This is a genomic window from Dyella halodurans (assembly GCF_026283925.1).
GTDB lineage: Bacteria > Pseudomonadota > Gammaproteobacteria > Xanthomonadales > Rhodanobacteraceae > Dyella > Dyella halodurans.
Genome location: NZ_JAPDPF010000015.1, coordinates 17,800 through 33,171 on the forward strand (window position 1 = coordinate 17,800; position 15,372 = coordinate 33,171).

Here is a 15,372-nt window from a genome sequence, read left to right on the forward strand (position 1 = left end):
CCTCAGCCCTGTCCCAGGCTGGACGGCAGCAAGCCATCCACATACGCCTCGGCTTCGAACACGCGCAGGTCGGTGGCGGTTTCGCCCAGGCCCACATAGCGGATCGGCAGCCCGAACTCGCGCGCCAGCGCAAACACCACGCCGCCCTTGGCGGTGCCGTCCAGCTTGGTCACCACCAGGCCAGTGACGCCGACGATCTGGCGGAACTGGCGTACCTGGTTCACCGCGTTCTGGCCGGTGGTGCCGTCGATCACCATCAGCACTTCATGCGGGGCGTCGGCGTCAAGTTTCTTCAGCACGCGGGCAATCTTGCCCAGCTCGTCCATCAATCCGCCTTGCGTATGCAGGCGACCGGCGGTGTCGGCGATCAGCACATCGGCGCCGCGCGAGCGTGCTGCCTGCAGTGCATCGAAGATCACGCTGGCGGAGTCGGCGTCCTGGCCCTGCGAAATCACCGGCACCTTGTTGCGTTCGCCCCAGGTCTTGAGCTGCTCCACCGCGGCGGCGCGGAAGGTGTCGCCGGCGGCGAGGATCACCTGGTGGCCGTCGTCGCGGTAGCGGCGGGCGAGCTTGCCGATGGTGGTGGTCTTGCCCACGCCGTTGATGCCGACGGTGAGGATCACGAACGGCTGGCGGCCAGTGACCGCCAGTGGCGTCTCCACCGGCTTGAGCAGGCTGATCAGCGACTGCCGCAGGGCGGCCAGCAAGGCGGTGGCATCGGCGAACTCGCGCTTGTGCATGCGCTTGCGCAGATCCTCGACCAGGCTCGTGCTGGCCTCGATGCCGACGTCGGCGGTGATCAGGGTGGTTTCGAGTTCGTCGAGCAGATCGTCGTCGAGCTTGGGATGACGGTTGAACAGCGACGACAGGCCCTTGGCGAACGAGCTGCCGGAAAGTCGCTCGCGCCAGCTGCGCTTGGCCGGTGCGGCCTCGGCGATGGCGGCTCGCTCGAAGGCTTCATCTTCGGCCGGAGCGGCCGCGGGCGGTGGCGTTTCGGCCAAGGCTTCGCCCAGGGCGGATGCGGTGTTGTCCAGCGAGAAGGCGTCGGTATCGTGCGCAAGCTCGTCCGCCGGAGCGGCTTCCGTGGTGGCTGCGGCAGGCTGGCCCGGAGGCGTTTCTGCGGGTTTCTTCTTCCAGAACTTGAGCATTGCGGCTGCGATTCAAAGACAATGGGCGGCATGCTACCACCCCCACCTGTACCAGCCCCTGAGTCATGGCCGCCAACGTGAGAGGCGCCTCCGGGCGCATCCGTATCGTTGGCGGCCAGTTGCGCAATTCGCGCCTCGATGTGCCGGATCTGCCCGGCTTGCGGCCCACCGCCGAGCGCGTACGCGAAACCCTGTTCAACTGGCTGTCGCCGGTGATTGCGGGTGCGCGTTGCCTGGACCTGTGCGCGGGCACGGGCGCGCTCGGTATCGAGGCCTTGTCGCGAGGCGCGGCCAGCGTGCAGTTCGTGGAGCGTGATCCGCGTGCGGCACAGGCCCTGCGGGACAATCTCACGCGCCTGAAGGCGCAGGGTGGGCAGGTGGCTGGCGTCGATGCGCTGGCCTACCTGCAAGGGGCGCCGCAGCCGTTCGAGCTGGTGTTTCTGGACCCGCCGTTCGCGCAGGACCTGTGGGCGGTGATGGCGCAGCGACTGGAGCAGGGCAGCTGGCTGAGCGCCAGTGCGTGGATTTACGTCGAATCGCCGCGCTCCGTGGCGCCCGTGCTGCCGCCCAGCTGGAGCCCGCACCGGGAAGGGGTGGCTGGTGAGGTGCGTTACGCGCTCTACCGGCGCGTTTTGGCGGCGGCCTGACGCGGCCGTATGGTCGCTGATCGCCGTCGCTTACACCTAGGCGGGGATCAAGCTCTGGTTCTAAGCTAGCCCTCCCTCAAGCCCAGCAGCATCCCCACGTGAACAAGCCGCCGGTCAATACACGTCTCGCCGTTTATCCGGGGACCTTCGATCCCATCACCAATGGCCATGCGGATCTGGTGGCACGCGCGGCGCCGCTGTTCGAGCGCATCATCGTGGCCGTGGCGGACAGCCCGAACAAGGGCAGGGGCCCGGGTTTCAGCCTACACGAGCGCATTGCGCTGGCGCGACTGGCGCTGGCCGATCTGAAGAACGTTGAGGTGCGCGGTTTCGATGGCTTGCTCGCCCACTTCGTCGAGGAGGTCGGCGCGGGCGTGATCATTCGCGGCCTGCGTGCGGTGTCCGACTTCGAATACGAGTTCCAGTTGGCCAGCATGAATCGCCATCTGATCCCTCAGGCGGAGACCCTGTTCCTCACCCCGGCCGAGCAGTACAGCTTCATTTCCTCCACCCTCGTGCGCGAGATCGGCCGCCTTGGCGGCGATATTTCCGGCTTCGTGCATCCGGCCGTACAGCAGGCGATGCGTCAGCGTTGGCATTGATGGGGAGGGGGTTAGGGCTGAGTAGTGAGGGCGTAGCCTCGTAGGTTTTCGCTGCTCCGTGCCGCGCGAAGGTGCGGTCGGTGCCTTGCAAGGTACTGCGCGCCGCGCACTTAGCGCCCTCGCCACTCATCCCTCGTTCCTCGCTCAACCCCGCACTGCAACACGTGCAACGGTGTCAGGCCGGGCCGGCCTCGTGTATCCTCGCGGGCATCCTGCGGACAGGACAGTCACTCGCCGCGAACCAGGGGTGCGATACGGTGCATGGCTTAGGGGTTTACTCCGGCTGGCAACACGTTCTCCCGGTTTCACGGTGCCGCCGTAACGGCGGCTGGATGGTCCCGTCTTCCAACGGATTAAAGCGCCCAGATTCCGCCATCCAAGGTGACCACCATGTACAAGTATGTTTTCCTCGCCGCCGCCGCGCTTGCCGGCACCCTGTCCATCACTGGCTGCAGCCAGAAGGAAGAGGCCGCGCAGCCGACCGAGCAGGCCCAGGCTGTCTCCAAGCCGACCGACCCGAACGACACCAAGGCATGGGGCGCCTACCTCGGCCAGATCGTGCAGAAGAACATGCAGGGCATGACGGCTGACCGTCCGTTCCCGTACCTGGTGCCGGCCGGCGACAGCGATGACGACAAGGCCAAGTACCAGCGCCAGCTCGAGCAGGTGCAGGACACCGTGGCTCGCGGCGTGCTGCCGGGCAACATGCTGGTGTTTGCCGGCCCGAGCTCGACCAAGACCGCCGACCTGCTGATCGAAGCGTTCAAGGACGCCAAGCCGGGTTCGTTCAAGGACGTGATCATCCTGTTCATCGGCGACAAGACCGATGAGGACCGCGTCAACACCGCCCTGCAGCCGACCGGCGCGACCGTGCGCTTCGTGGCGATGTAAGCGACGCTTCGCAAGCGATTGCGCTTGCGCAAGAGCAAGTAGAGGAGCCCGTGGCGCGAAAGTGCCGCGGGCTTTTCGTTTTCAGGGCGATGTGTGGCTTGGGCTAATCTTGAGGTTGCGGCCTTGGGGCTGTTTAGGCCGCCGTATCGACCGCAGCGTCGGACAGAAACGCCACTTCTTCCGGGCCGTTATCCCAGCGGCTTCTAACAGCCGAAGGGCTGGTCAAGCTGGGATCCAGCGACTTGGACTTGGCGAAGATGGTACGGAGCCTTAAAGGCACTGGATCCCCGCTTTCGCGGGGATGACGGAGGAATGGGGGTAATGGAGGAGAGCCATCCCACACCATTGCGTCATCCCCACGAAAGCGGGGATCCAGTGCCTCTACGCTCTCGGCAAGGCAACGGTCCTTGAAGCAAGTCGCTGGATGACTCGCTTCGCTCGCCCCTTCGGGGCCGCCCTTCCGGCGTTCTTCGCGCTGCGCGCTTGTCCAGCTTGACCAGCCCTTCGGCTGTTAGAAGCCGCTGGGATGACGAGCTTAGAGATGACGAGCTTAGAAACGTCGCGTCCTCGCCCCATTGCCGCGCATCGGGAAGGCGTTAAACGGGCCAATAGCGCCACTTTCGTGGCCTCGCGCCAGCCCGGCCAGCTCCGCAGCATGGCGGCCTACCGTGTAAACTCACGGGCATGTCCCTGAAAATCCTCGATACCTGCGTCAATTGCGACGTCTGTGAACCAGTTTGCCCAAATAAAGCCATTTCCTTGGGTGAGGAGTTCTACGTGATTGAACCGTCGCTGTGCACCGAATGCATCGGGCACTACGACCAGCCGCAATGCGTGGAGGTCTGCCCGGTCGAGTGCATCATCATCGATCCCGAGCACACCGAGACGCATGAGCAGCTCGACCTGAAATACCAACACTTGATGGCAGCAAAGGACGACGCATGAAGTTTCCGTTGAATGGGCGCGTGACGCTGCTTGCACTGCTGCTTTCCGCCAGCGTCGCGTATGCCGCCGATAGCCGTCCGTCCGTTTCGCCTGCCGCAACCCCGTCTTCGCGCGTCCTGGCCCAGCGCCCCGGCCATGCCGGCATCGCCAGCGCCAACTTCCATGCCACCGAAGCCGGACTCGAAGTGCTCGCCAAGGGCGGCAATGCCTTCGACGCCGCCATCGCGGTCGCTTCGACGCTCTCGGTGGTGGAGCCGGAAAGCTCCGGCATCGGCGGCGGCTTCATGGCCGTGTTGCATCGTGCCTCGGACGGGCATGAGATCTTCATCGATGCGCGCGAAACCGCGCCGCTGGCGGTCGACACCAAGGATTACCTCAACGCGGACGGCACGCCCAATCGCGATAACGCGCTGAACGGGCCGCTATCCGCCGGCATCCCCGGCGAACCCGCCGGCCTGGTGTGGCTGGCCGCCCATTACGGCAAGTTGCCGCTGAAGGATTCGCTGGCGCCGGCCATTCGCACCGCGCGCGATGGTTTCGAGCCGGATGTGCGTTTGATCAACTCGATTGCCGAACGCGAAAAGGACATCCGCCGCTGGCCGGCCTCGGTCAGCAAGTTCCTTCCGGGCGACAAGCCGCCGGCAGCCGGGCAGGTGTGGCGCGATCCGGACCAGGCGCGCACGCTGGAATTGCTCGGTGAGCACGGTGCGGATGGTTTCTATCGCGGCGAGACGGCGAAGAAGATCGTCGACGCCGTGCGTGCCGCGGGTGGCAAGTGGACCGCGAAGGACCTGGAAAGCTACCAGGTGAAGGAGCGCACGCCGATCACCGTGGACTACCACGGCTACCGTGTCGTCACCGCGCCGCCGGCTTCGTCGGGTGGCGTGGCGGTGGCGCAGATCCTGAACATCCTGTCGGGCTTCGACCTGACCAAGCTCGACGAGGCACATCGTACGCACCTGGTCATCGAAGCGATGCGTCGCGCGTTCCGTGATCATAACGACTACCTGGGCGATCCGGACTTCGTGAAGATGCCGCTGGACATGCTGCTGTCGCCTTATTACGCGGCGGGTCTGCGCCAGACCATCCTGCTGGATCGCGCCACGCCTTCGTCCATGCTGGCCGCCAGCCAGGGCACCGATCCAGGCATGCACACCACGCATTTCTCGGTCATCGATGCGGACGGCAATATCGCCTCGATCACCTTGACGGTGAACTACGTGCTCGGTTCCACCTTCGTGGCGCAAGGCACCGGCGTGCTGTTGAACGATGAAATGGACGACTTTGCGCTGGTGCCGAACAAGCCGAATGTCTACGGCCTGCTCGGCAGCGCCGCGAATGCACCGGCGCCGGGCAAGCGCATGCTGTCGTCGATGACGCCGAGCATCGTGTTTGGCGCCGATCGCGTGGCTGTGATCGGCTCGCCGGGCGGTTCCACCATCATCACCCAGGTGCTGGAAGGCATCCTGGCCTTCATCGATGGCAAGGATGCGGCAGGCATCGTGGCGCAGAAGCGCTTCCACCATCAGTACATGCCCGATCGCGTGGACGTGGAGCCGGGTGCCTTCGACCCCGCCACGGCCGCGACGCTGACGCAGATGGGACATACGCTGAAGGAGCGCAATCCCTGGGGCTTCATGAACGTGGTCACCTGGGACCTGAAATCGAACAAGCTCGATGCGGCCAGCGATCCGCGCCGCCAGTCGGGCCTGGGTAGGGTGCAGTAAACATGAAACTGTGGTCGCTCATTGGCAATTCGCAGCAGCTGGATGGCGGCGCCATGTTCGGTAATGCGCCGAAGGCGCTGTGGTCCCGCTGGATTGCGCCGGACGCGGAAAACCGCATTCCGCTGGCTTGCCGCTGCCTGCTGGTGAAGGATCTGGACGGCCGCAACGTGCTGTTCGAGACCGGCATCGGGGCCTTCTTCGAGCCCGCGCTGCGTGAACGCTACGGCGTGGTGGAAGACCGTCACGTGCTGCTCGACTCGCTGGCGCAGGCTGGCTTGACCCACGAAGACATCGACGTGGTGGTGCTTTCCCATCTGCACTTCGACCATGCCGGCGGTTTGCTCGCAGCGTGGGAGGAAGGGCAGGCGCCGCGCCTGTTGTTCCCTAACGCGACCTATGTGGTCGGTGCCGAACACTGGCGCCGTGCCTTGAAGCCGCATCCGCGCGACCGTGCCTCGTTCGTGCCCGAGCTGCAGCCGTTGCTTGAATCCAGTGGACGACTCGAACTGGTCGAGGGCGAGTTCTCGGCCACGCTCGGGTCCCTGGTGCGCTTCAGCTATTCAGATGGCCATACGCCGGGGCTGATGCTGGCCGAAGTGGCTGGCGTGGTGTTTTGCGCCGACCTGATTCCGGGGCGCTTCTGGGTGCACTTGCCCATCACCATGGGCTACGACCGCTGGCCGGAAAAGTTGATCGACGAGAAGCGGGTTTTCCTGGAAGACAAGCTGGCGCGTGACGTGCGGCTGTTCTTTACGCACGATCATGATTGCGCCGTAGCCCGGGTGGTGCGCGACGAGCGCGGCCGCTACGGTACGGCTGACGAACAGCGCGAATTACGAGGGTAAGGACACCTATGAACACGCCGCAGGGGGGCGCAGCAATGATGCAGCAGTGGACGCGACGCGTGCTGGGTGCACTGCTGTTGCTGGGCGGTGTCGGCGTGGTCGCGATGACCGAGCAGAGCGTGCTCGATCATCGTCATGCCGCCGCCCGACACGGTGGCCAGATTCTCGACCTGGGCGAGGGTGGCCCGCCGCAGGCCGGCCAGCACGGCTATATGGTGCGCGTGGCCGGGCCGGTGAAGGTGATCGAGGAGCCGTACGATCCTGAGTTTGGCCAGCGTGCCAAGACGCCGGTGCTGATTCGTCATGTCGAGATGTTCCAATGGCGCGAAGTGCGCGTGGGTTCCGACGTGCACTACGAGCTGGATTGGGTCGATCGTCCGCTGGATTCGCGCCGTTTCGCGCAGCCTTCGGGGCATGCCAATCCGGAGAGTTTCCCGATCCGCGGCAAGCAATTCGATGCGGGCCTGGTACGCGTCGGTGGTTACGCGCTTTCGCCGACGCTCGTGCATGCGTTGCCCGGTGGCGACCCGTTGCCGCCGGATTTCAAATCGGTGCCGCCGAACCTCGCCGCCAGTTTTTCGCTCTACAACGATCACCTGGTGACGAGCGTCCACCCGGAGCAGCCACGCCTGGGTGATTTGCGCGTGAGCTGGGAGACGGTGCCATCGCAAGAGGTGACGATCTTCGCGCAGGTGGACGGCGATGAGCTGGTGCCGGCTGCGCACGCGCTCGATGGCAAGGGCTACGAATTGCAGACAGGCGAGCGCACGCTGGCCGACGTCGTGCCGGACGTGCCTGACGCGCCATCGTTCGTGCTGGCGCGCCGCGTCGCCGCCTTGCTGCTGGGCATGTTCGGCGTGTGGCTGCTGATGCCCGAAGGCCGCAGGACGCGCCTTGACCTGATGCTGGCCGGTGGCGCGGGCGTGCTGGTGGTGGCCGCCGTGGCTTGCGTACTGTGGTTGGGTACGGATGTTGTCGCCGGCGCCATCTGGTTTGCGCTTGCGCTGGCCGGCTTGGGGCTGGCCGTGTGGCGGCTAAGGGCCGCCGCTTAACTTCCTCTCCCCGTTGGGGAGAGGACTGAGGTGAGGGGTGGGTGCTCGCGACGGACTTTCAAAAGAGCCGGCTTTGAGGCTGGCTTGTCGCTGGATTGGCCAGCACGCCAACCATCTCCCCAAAGAGGAGAGATCTGAGGTGAGGGGGCGGGTGCTCGCGGATGGCTTTCAAATGAGCCGGCTTTGAAGCTGGCTTGTCGCCAGGTTGGCCCCTCACCCCAGCCCTCTCCCCGGAGGGGAGAGGGAGCAAAGCTCAGTTCGGTCGCTGGGCTTAGTTCGGCCGCTGGTCAGCGAACGCGTAGACGTGGTCGGCCCATTGGGTGGCTTCGAGGTAGATGGCAGCCATGCGGCGGATCACTTGCGGTTGGGTCTGGCCGCTGCGCAGGTCGCCGGCTTCCCAGGCATAGATCTGTTCCAGCAAGGGCGCGAACGGCCCCTTGCCTTCGAGCAGGGCGCCGCTGATTTCGCGTGCCAGCGGCAGGTGCCACAGCACGAAGTCCATCGGGGCTTCCATCAAGGTGTCGAGCAGCGAGAACAGGCCGGCGGTGAAGGCCATTTCGCGCTGTTCGTTCGGCATGTGCTGGGCCAGCTTTTCGCACATGTGCGCGCGGATCAGCGCGGCGCGCAGCAGTTCGGGCGGACGGTCGCCCGTACCGCTGAGCGCCATCGTGTAGATCCAGTTGCGAATGCGCGTGGCGCCGAAGAAGATCGCCGCCTGCTGCACCGACTTGAGCTGGCGGGGCAGGGCGAAGTAGGCCGAGTTCACGCAGCCCAGCAGCTTGTAGCTGAGGATGGCGTCGTCGCGCACGATCTGGCCGAGTTCGACCGGGCCGGGGTTGCCTTCTTCCAGCGCCTTCATCAGGCGTAGCAGGCTTAGCCGGCTGGCGGTGAGCACAGGGACTTCGACCGGCTCGGGCTTGAGCAGGAAGCGGCCCTGGATCGCCTGCACCGGCAGCTCTTCGCACAAGTGATAGGTGTCGTGGTCATCCACGTGACCGGCAATGACATGGGTGCCGCGTGCATGCAGGTACTCGCTGCGCGAGCGCAACGTGGCCGCATCGAGCTTGCTTGCATCCAGGCGCACGAACTGCACGAATTTCAACAGCGGTTCGACCGCCGCATTGAATTCCAGCGCGGTGTCGCCAGCGTCGAGCATGAGCGGGCAGCCGCGCTGCGCCATGCGTTGCAGTCGTTCGACCAGGGCGGCATCGGCAGCCGTCTCCGGCTCCAGCAGCACGCCAAAGCGCGGCTGGTGCTGCAGTACGTCGGTTTCCTCCATCAGGAGTTCGCGCGTGAGCCGCAGAAAGGTACGGTTTCCGCGCACCAGGCGCGCGAGCGCGCCGTCCGTGATGGTGGCGAGGGCGCGCCGCATCAGCGCAGCTTCGTCCTCGTCATCCTTCTGGAAAACGATTTCATACGCGAACAGTTCGCGCTTGGCGTCCAGCATCGGCAACCGGATGACCGGCAGCGGGTGTTCGCTGGCGGCGTTACCTGAAGCTTCGTGGGCGGAGGGGAGTGCCGCGGCTTCGCTCATGGTAGGTCGACGTGATGGGAGTGGAAGATGATCGCGCGGGGCACCGCGTGCGTGCGGATGCGCTGCGCATGAACGATGGCGCGCATCATGATGTTCAGGCCTCGGCGAGTGTCTGCGAGCGCAAGCTGGTACGCAGCTCGCCGCCACGGCTGTACACGCTGGGCTCGGTATCGTTGCCGGTCAGCACGGCCAGCGCCTTGCGCACCTGCTGCAGACGGATGCTTACCAGGTAACCGTTGCGCTGGTTCAGTTGCTGGCATGCGCGCAGCGACTGCAGCACCTGCTGCCATAGCGGCGCCAGCGCATGGTTCGCGCCCGGGGCGCTCTGGCCAAGCTGCACGCGCTCGCTGTCGAGCTGTTCGAGTCGCACCATCAGGGCGTGCTTGCTGGCACCGGCCTGGTTCAGCGCCTCGACGTCGCCAGTTGCCAGGGCGGTTCGCTCGGACTGCAGCGCGTCGGCGAGTTGCTCCACTGCGAGCCGCATTTCTTCGACCGTGGCCGTCAAGGCGTGGTCCAGTTCGGCTTGCAGTGCGCTGTTCATGACTTGCCGTTGAGCTGGCTGTCCAGCGTCATCATGCGATCGGCAATGCGGCTGGCGTCAATGCGGTAGGTACCGTTGGCCAAGGCCTGGCGCACCTGCTCGACCTTCTTGGTGTCGACCGTGGCGCCCTGGCTGGTGCGCGAGGCTTCCTGCAGGGCACGGGCCGAGTCGGTCAACTGAACGCGATCGTCGGCACCGGGCGCCGTGCTGGCGGCCTCGCTGGACGCCGCGCCGGCCGTCTGCGTGGACGCACTGCCCTGGCCACTAGGTGCCTGGGGGAGCTTGGGTAGACCGTTGTTGGCTATGGTCGTGTTCATGGGTCCGTTCTCTATGCGGTTTTGGCCCTGTTGATCACAGGATCGGCCGGGTGGCCGCAAACTTTAATCTTCCGAACTCTAAGGCAAGGCGAGCACCACGCCGGGCGCCGTCACCATCGCGTCGACCACCTTACCGGAGCTGCCATTGCGTACGCGCAGGCGCGAGCCGCTGTCGCCGCCACCCAGGGCGACGCCACTGGCGCGCACCTCGATACCATCCAGGCGCGAGACCAGTTGGACCTGGTCGCCCGCCCGCACGGCGCTGCGGCCGCCCAGGGCGCCCGGGGTGAGCACGCTGCCGGCAGCCAGCGCCCGTGACAGGGTGCGGCCTTCGACTTCGCCCATCTCGCTGACATAGCCATAGCCCAGGCGCGTGACGTCGCGTTCCTCGCTGCGCACGTCGTCGGGATGGACGCCGTCGCCGCGCTGCAAGGGGCGGTTGACCACCAGTACCTGCCGGAACACCTGCAGTTGCACCGGCACGCGCAAGGTCCAGCCATCGGCCTGCGGGCAACGGACCACGACGCTCATGCGCGGCCCCAGCCGCGTGCCCTCCTGCAGCCCGGCGCTCAACGGCGCTGCGCAAGGCGGCAGATTGAGATGCGGGTCCAGCGCCGCGGCCTGGGCCACCACGCGGACTCCGGTGCTGGCGTACTGGTCGCGCAGCCACTGTTCGGCCTTGGCGCGCGCCGCCGGCGCCGGCTCCGCGGCGAGGGCGGGCAGCGTCAGGGCGCACAGCAGCAGTGCGACCAGCGGGCGCAAACTCATAGGTCAGCCAGCAACACGTTGAGTTGGGCCAGCATGAGCTCGCGCTCGCTTTCGATCTGTTGCACCACCCGGCTGGCCTGGTCGAGCTGGCCATCGCACAGCAAGGTGGCAAAGGTGTTGCCATGCTCGCGCAGGCGCGCACCGGCAGCGGTCAGCGCGCTGGCGGCCGGGTGGCCGTCGCGGCCTGCGGCCAGGCGTTGCAGGGTGCGGTTCAGGGCCTGGGTATCGAACCAGCGCCGATCAAGCGCGGCCGGCTCCTGCAGGGCCAGTTCCATCGCCTGGCGCAGCCCTTGCGCGGCTTCGCGCACGGTCAGGCTGAGGCTGGCCGGATCGACGCCGCTTTCGGTCTCCAGCCAGTCCAGGGCGAGGCGATGGGCGAGCAGGGCGGCGCGACTGAGCGCCTCGGCCTGGCGGTTGGCCTCGGCCGCGCGGCGATGCCAGGCACCCAGGGCTGCCTGCGCGGCAACCGCGCGGGCGTGCTGGGCATCCTGGTTCTTGTGCATGGTGGCGATGCGCTCGTTGATCTGGCGCAAGGCTTCACTGCTGTCCTGCAACGAGGCCCCGGTCTGGGTGACGCCGCCCTGCGCGCGCTCGAGGCGCTGAAGGCCTTGCTGTACGTCGCCGTCCAGTTGCAGCGAGAACTCGCCAATGGAGCCGGTGACCTGCTCGATTTCGTCGGTGGCCTGGGAGGTCTTCTCGGCCAACTGCTTCACTTCGTCGGCCACCACGGCGAAGCCGCGGCCTGCCTCGCCCGCACGCGCCGCTTCGATGGCTGCATTCAAGGCCACCAGATTGGTCTGGTGCGCGATCTCCTGCACCACGCCGGTCAGCTTGCGGATCTGGGCGACCTGTTCGGCCAGCTTGCTCTGGTTGCGATTCATCGCCGACAGCGCGGTGCGCAGCAGGCGCAGCTGGCCATCCAGCTCGCTGACGCTGCGTTCGCTGGCTTCGCCGGTCTGGCGGGCGTAGTCGAGGCCGGTGTTGATCTGCTGCAGTGATGTCGAGATCCCGGCGCTGCCGTCCGTCAAGCGACCGACACCGTCCCGGCTCTCCTGGGCGGACTCGCTCATGGCGCCCTGTTCGCGCGCCAACTGCTGCGCGGCGCCGAGCACCAGGCCTTGCTGCTCCAGCGTCTGCAAGGCCACGGCAGCGGGCGGGCGTGAGGTAAACATGGCCGCCAGCAGCGGCGCCAACGCTTGCGCGGCACCCGGATGACGGCAAGACAGTTGTGCAACCTGCGCCTGGTCGCCTGCGGCGGCAGCGCGCGCAAGCTCGGCAAGATGCTGGCTCCAGATCAGACTCATGGGTGGATCATTCCTTCCTGCAGGGTTCGTCCCCCGCATCGGCGGGGAACGTCCGAACTTGAGAAGCAAGCGACGTGCCATGGAAAGGATGCGACGCGCTCAAGCCCGCCTGTCTGTGGCCGATACGCCAGCGGTACCCTGCGGCAGTGCCGCTTTGCGAGGAGTCCGCATGAGCGGCGCGTGGATGGACAAGGTGGAGCAGCAGACCCGGCTGGCGGGGCACAACCGCGTGGCGATGCTGTTGTTCCGGCTGGGCGATGCGCAGTTGTTCGGCATCAATGTATTCAAGGTGCGCGAGGTGATGCGGCGCGTGCCGATGGAGCGGATGCCTGACGCGCATCCGCTGATCGCTGGTAGTTGCGACTATCGCGGCCAGACCATTCCGGTGATCGACCTGGCGCTGGCGCTGGGCTACCCCTCGCTGCGCGATGACCCGTCGGCGCACCTGATGGTGACGGAGTTCAGTCGCTCGATTCAGGGCTTCCTGGTGGCCGACATGCAGCGGTTGGTGCATTGCGAGGGTGAGTCGCTGGCAGCGCCGGCAGCCGCGCTGGGCTTCGGTACCCGCGTCAACGCGGTGACGCGGGTCGACGGCTCCCTGGTGGCCGTGGTCGACGTGGAGCATGTGCTGGCCAGCCTCAATGCCACGCCTACCTCGCTGTCCGCACCGATGCAGCGCATCGCGCGCGTGCATGACCTGCAGCCACGCCGCGTGATGGTGGTGGACGATTCCGTGGTGGCGCGCCAGCAGCTGGTAGGCCTGTTCCGGCAGATGGATGTGGAATGCGTGGTGGCGCAGGACGGCCGCGAAGCGCTGGAGCGCCTGCAGGAGCTGGCCGGGGCGCCGGAGGGCGAGGGCGTCACCCTGGTGGTATCGGATATCGAAATGCCGCGCATGGATGGCTATGCGCTCACGCGCGCGATTCGCGAGACGCCGGCGCTGCGTCCGCTCAAGGTGGTGCTGCACAGCTCGATCAGCGGCTTGTTCAATGAGTCGATGGTGCGCGAGGTGAATGCGGATCGCTTCGTGGCGAAGTTCCAGCCGGATGTGTTGGCGCAGACCGTGTTGGATTTGATGCCGGAACAATTCGACCGCTTTTGACTTTTTCTCCCTCGCCCCATTGGGGAGAGGGTTGGGGTGAGGGGCGGGTGCTCGCGATGACGCTGATTCCTCGGTCATCCCTGCGAACCGTCCGCAACACTCCTCACCGTCATCCCCGCGGAAGCGGGACAAGCGCGAAGCGCGCAGAACGCCCGAAGGGCGGCCCCGGAGGGGCGAGCGCAGCGAGTCATCCAGCGCCTTTCGCTCTGTCTTAGGGTCACCGTAACCGGGCTCGCCTGCGGCGGGCTTCCGAGCCGCTGCCGCGGCCCGGGTTACTTCTCTTTGCGTGGCCAAAGAGAAGTAACCAAGAGAAAGGCCACCCCGATGGCGCGCCTTCCGGGCTACGCCCTGCAGGTGCGCGGGTGGGTTACGGAGGTTTGTCGACAGGGCGTCCTGCCCTGACGACAAACTGGCTCGCATCCCTGCGAGCCACCCTGCGGGCTTTTCCTTCACCCACCCGCCGCGCCATAGGGGACCCGGAGAGCGGAAGAGCAACCCCTAAAGCCAAAGCCAAGGGCAAAGTCAAAGCGAAAGCGAAGCGACCGCGATGAGCAGCGTCAGCTGCTCGAGCATTGTGCTTTTGACTTTTGGGCCCCTGTGCGGCGGTGAGGGGCGGACGATCAGGCCCGACAGGGGGATCGGCATGGATGCCGATCCCTTTTCGTCAGGGCAGGATGCCCTGTCGAAAAGCCCGGCCGACCCTCACGGACTTGCCGAGCTCCGCTCGGCAAGCGCCAAGCGGGGTGCCTTTTCTCTTGGTTACTTCTCTTTGGGCAAGCAAAGAGAAGTGACCCGGCCTCCGGTAGGAGGACGGAAGCCCGCGGCAGGCGAGCCCGGTCGCTGAGTTCCTCACGCAATGCGACAAAACCAATCGCACAATCAGCGATTCGGCGAGCACCCGCCCCTCACCCCGGCCCTCTCCCCGGAGGGGAGAGGGAGAAAGGCGACGAGAACCCGCTACGGCGCGTGTCGGATTTCCGACATGGCGCGAAACACCCAACCAAAACCAAACCACCCGGATCGCCCGCAACCCAACAGCAGCGCGGCCTGCGCAGCATCTCAAAAGCAGTGGCACGCTAATTGCTCAAAGCCTCCCGCGGCCCCCGCCGCAGGAGTGAGCGATGACTGCGATCAACGACAACTTGTTTGGTGTGCACACCCAGGCACTCGATCTGTGGCAGCGCCGCAGCGAAGTGCTGGCGAGCAATCTGGCCAATGCGGATACGCCCGGCTATCTCGCCCGTGACATCGACTTCAAGAAGGCGTTGTCCAGCGCGAGTGCCAGCGGCAACAGCCTGCCGATGACGATCACCCAGCAGGGGCAGATCGATCCCGCGGCGCAGGCGGCCGACCAGCTCGCCTGGCGTACGCCCAGCCAGCCGACCATGGACGGCAATACCGTCGACACCCAGGTCGAGCAGGCCAACTTCGCCGCCAACGGCGTGCACTACCAGGCCAGCCTTTCCTTTATCACTGCGCAGATTCACATGCTGCGCACTGCCATCACCGGAGGCCAGTGATGTCGATGTTCAAGATTTTCGATGTGGCCGGCTCGGGCATGGCGGCGCAGTCGCTGCGCCTCAATACCGTGGCCAGCAACCTCGCCAACGCGGACAGCGTCTCGAGCACGCCCGAGGGCGCTTATCACGCGAAGGAACCGTTGTTTGCAGCGGTGCAGCGTTCTTTCGGCAGCGCCAAGAGTGCGGACGCCGACAGCGCCGTGGGCGTGCAGGTGAAGGGCGTGACCGAGAGTCAGGCCGACGTGCAGGCGCGTTACGAGCCGGGCAATCCGATGTCGGATGCCGATGGCTACGTATACGGCAGCAACGTCAATCCCATCGACGAGCTGGTCAACATGATTTCCGCCTCGCGCTCGTATCAGAACAACGTCGAGGCGATGAACACCACCAAGCAATTGATGATCAAGACCCTCGACCTCGGCAAGTAAC

The 15,372-nt window shown here is 65.9% G+C and carries 16 protein-coding genes; 10 read left to right on the forward strand and 6 right to left on the reverse strand.

Features of this window, described 5'->3' with window-relative positions; all coding sequences use genetic code 11:
• Positions 1-2 precede the first annotated feature (2 nt).
• The gene (gene ftsY / locus OUZ49_RS20240; RefSeq protein WP_266152429.1) at positions 3-1,148 is read right to left on the reverse strand and encodes a signal recognition particle-docking protein FtsY; all 1,146 of its coding nucleotides are present in this window, start codon (positions 1,146-1,148) and stop codon (positions 3-5) included.
• 65 nt (positions 1,149-1,213) lie between these two features.
• Here ftsY and rsmD point away from each other — a divergent pair, with 65 nt between their 5' ends.
• The 7 genes from rsmD (at position 1,214) to OUZ49_RS20275 (ending at position 7,857) form a co-directional block, all read left to right on the forward strand.
• Positions 1,214-1,795 (forward strand): 16S rRNA (guanine(966)-N(2))-methyltransferase RsmD, encoded by a 582-nt coding sequence (gene rsmD / locus OUZ49_RS20245; protein ID WP_266152430.1) that lies wholly within the window; start codon positions 1,214-1,216, stop codon positions 1,793-1,795.
• 98 nt (positions 1,796-1,893) lie between these two features.
• On the forward strand, positions 1,894-2,397 hold the full coding sequence (gene coaD / locus OUZ49_RS20250; RefSeq protein WP_266152431.1) for a pantetheine-phosphate adenylyltransferase: 504 nt from the start codon (positions 1,894-1,896) through the stop codon (positions 2,395-2,397).
• A gap of 390 nt (positions 2,398-2,787) precedes the next feature.
• Positions 2,788-3,288, forward strand: coding sequence for a hypothetical protein (locus tag OUZ49_RS20255; protein WP_266152432.1), 501 nt, complete (start codon positions 2,788-2,790; stop codon positions 3,286-3,288).
• A gap of 684 nt (positions 3,289-3,972) precedes the next feature.
• Entirely contained in the window at positions 3,973-4,233 is a 261-nt protein-coding gene (locus OUZ49_RS20260; protein ID WP_266152433.1) for a YfhL family 4Fe-4S dicluster ferredoxin, read from the forward strand.
• Positions 4,230-5,960: a gamma-glutamyltransferase gene (ggt, locus tag OUZ49_RS20265; protein ID WP_266152434.1), complete on the forward strand. Its 1,731-nt coding sequence runs from the start codon at positions 4,230-4,232 to the stop codon at positions 5,958-5,960. Before OUZ49_RS20260 ends, ggt begins: the two co-directional genes overlap by 4 nt.
• A 2-nt stretch (positions 5,961-5,962) precedes the next feature.
• Positions 5,963-6,805 (forward strand): MBL fold metallo-hydrolase, encoded by an 843-nt coding sequence (locus OUZ49_RS20270; protein ID WP_266152435.1) that lies wholly within the window; start codon positions 5,963-5,965, stop codon positions 6,803-6,805.
• 35 nt (positions 6,806-6,840) lie between these two features.
• Positions 6,841-7,857 (forward strand): TMEM43 family protein, encoded by a 1,017-nt coding sequence (locus OUZ49_RS20275; RefSeq protein ID WP_323134953.1) that lies wholly within the window; start codon positions 6,841-6,843, stop codon positions 7,855-7,857.
• A gap of 271 nt (positions 7,858-8,128) precedes the next feature.
• Here OUZ49_RS20275 and OUZ49_RS20280 read toward each other — a convergent pair whose 3' ends face one another.
• From OUZ49_RS20280 to OUZ49_RS20300, 5 genes are all read right to left on the reverse strand, one after another.
• Complete coding sequence (locus OUZ49_RS20280) at positions 8,129-9,391, reverse strand: EAL and HDOD domain-containing protein (RefSeq protein WP_266152436.1); 1,263 nt, start codon at positions 9,389-9,391, stop codon at positions 8,129-8,131.
• 94 nt (positions 9,392-9,485) lie between these two features.
• On the reverse strand, positions 9,486-9,932 hold the full coding sequence (locus OUZ49_RS20285) for a flagella synthesis protein FlgN (protein ID WP_266152437.1): 447 nt from the start codon (positions 9,930-9,932) through the stop codon (positions 9,486-9,488).
• Positions 9,929-10,249 (reverse strand): flagellar biosynthesis anti-sigma factor FlgM, encoded by a 321-nt coding sequence (flgM, locus tag OUZ49_RS20290; RefSeq protein ID WP_266152438.1) that lies wholly within the window; start codon positions 10,247-10,249, stop codon positions 9,929-9,931. The genes OUZ49_RS20285 and flgM overlap by 4 nt, the downstream gene beginning before the upstream one ends.
• 78 nt (positions 10,250-10,327) lie before the next feature.
• Positions 10,328-11,017, reverse strand: a complete 690-nt coding sequence (gene flgA / locus OUZ49_RS20295; protein ID WP_266152439.1) for a flagellar basal body P-ring formation chaperone FlgA — start codon at positions 11,015-11,017, stop codon at positions 10,328-10,330.
• Complete coding sequence (locus OUZ49_RS20300; RefSeq protein ID WP_323134954.1) at positions 11,014-12,321, reverse strand: methyl-accepting chemotaxis protein; 1,308 nt, start codon at positions 12,319-12,321, stop codon at positions 11,014-11,016. Before OUZ49_RS20300 ends, flgA begins: the two co-directional genes overlap by 4 nt.
• Before the next feature lie 169 nt (positions 12,322-12,490).
• Here OUZ49_RS20300 and OUZ49_RS20305 point away from each other — a divergent pair, with 169 nt between their 5' ends.
• The 3 genes from OUZ49_RS20305 to flgC all read left to right on the forward strand — a co-directional run bounded on the left by OUZ49_RS20305 (position 12,491) and on the right by flgC (position 15,371).
• Complete coding sequence (locus OUZ49_RS20305) at positions 12,491-13,423, forward strand: chemotaxis protein (RefSeq protein ID WP_266152440.1); 933 nt, start codon at positions 12,491-12,493, stop codon at positions 13,421-13,423.
• A gap of 1,121 nt (positions 13,424-14,544) precedes the next feature.
• On the forward strand, positions 14,545-14,943 hold the full coding sequence (gene flgB / locus OUZ49_RS20310) for a flagellar basal body rod protein FlgB (RefSeq protein ID WP_266152441.1): 399 nt from the start codon (positions 14,545-14,547) through the stop codon (positions 14,941-14,943).
• Complete coding sequence (flgC, locus tag OUZ49_RS20315; protein ID WP_266152442.1) at positions 14,943-15,371, forward strand: flagellar basal body rod protein FlgC; 429 nt, start codon at positions 14,943-14,945, stop codon at positions 15,369-15,371. Before flgB ends, flgC begins: the two co-directional genes overlap by 1 nt.
• The last annotated feature ends 1 nt before the right edge of the window (position 15,372 follow it).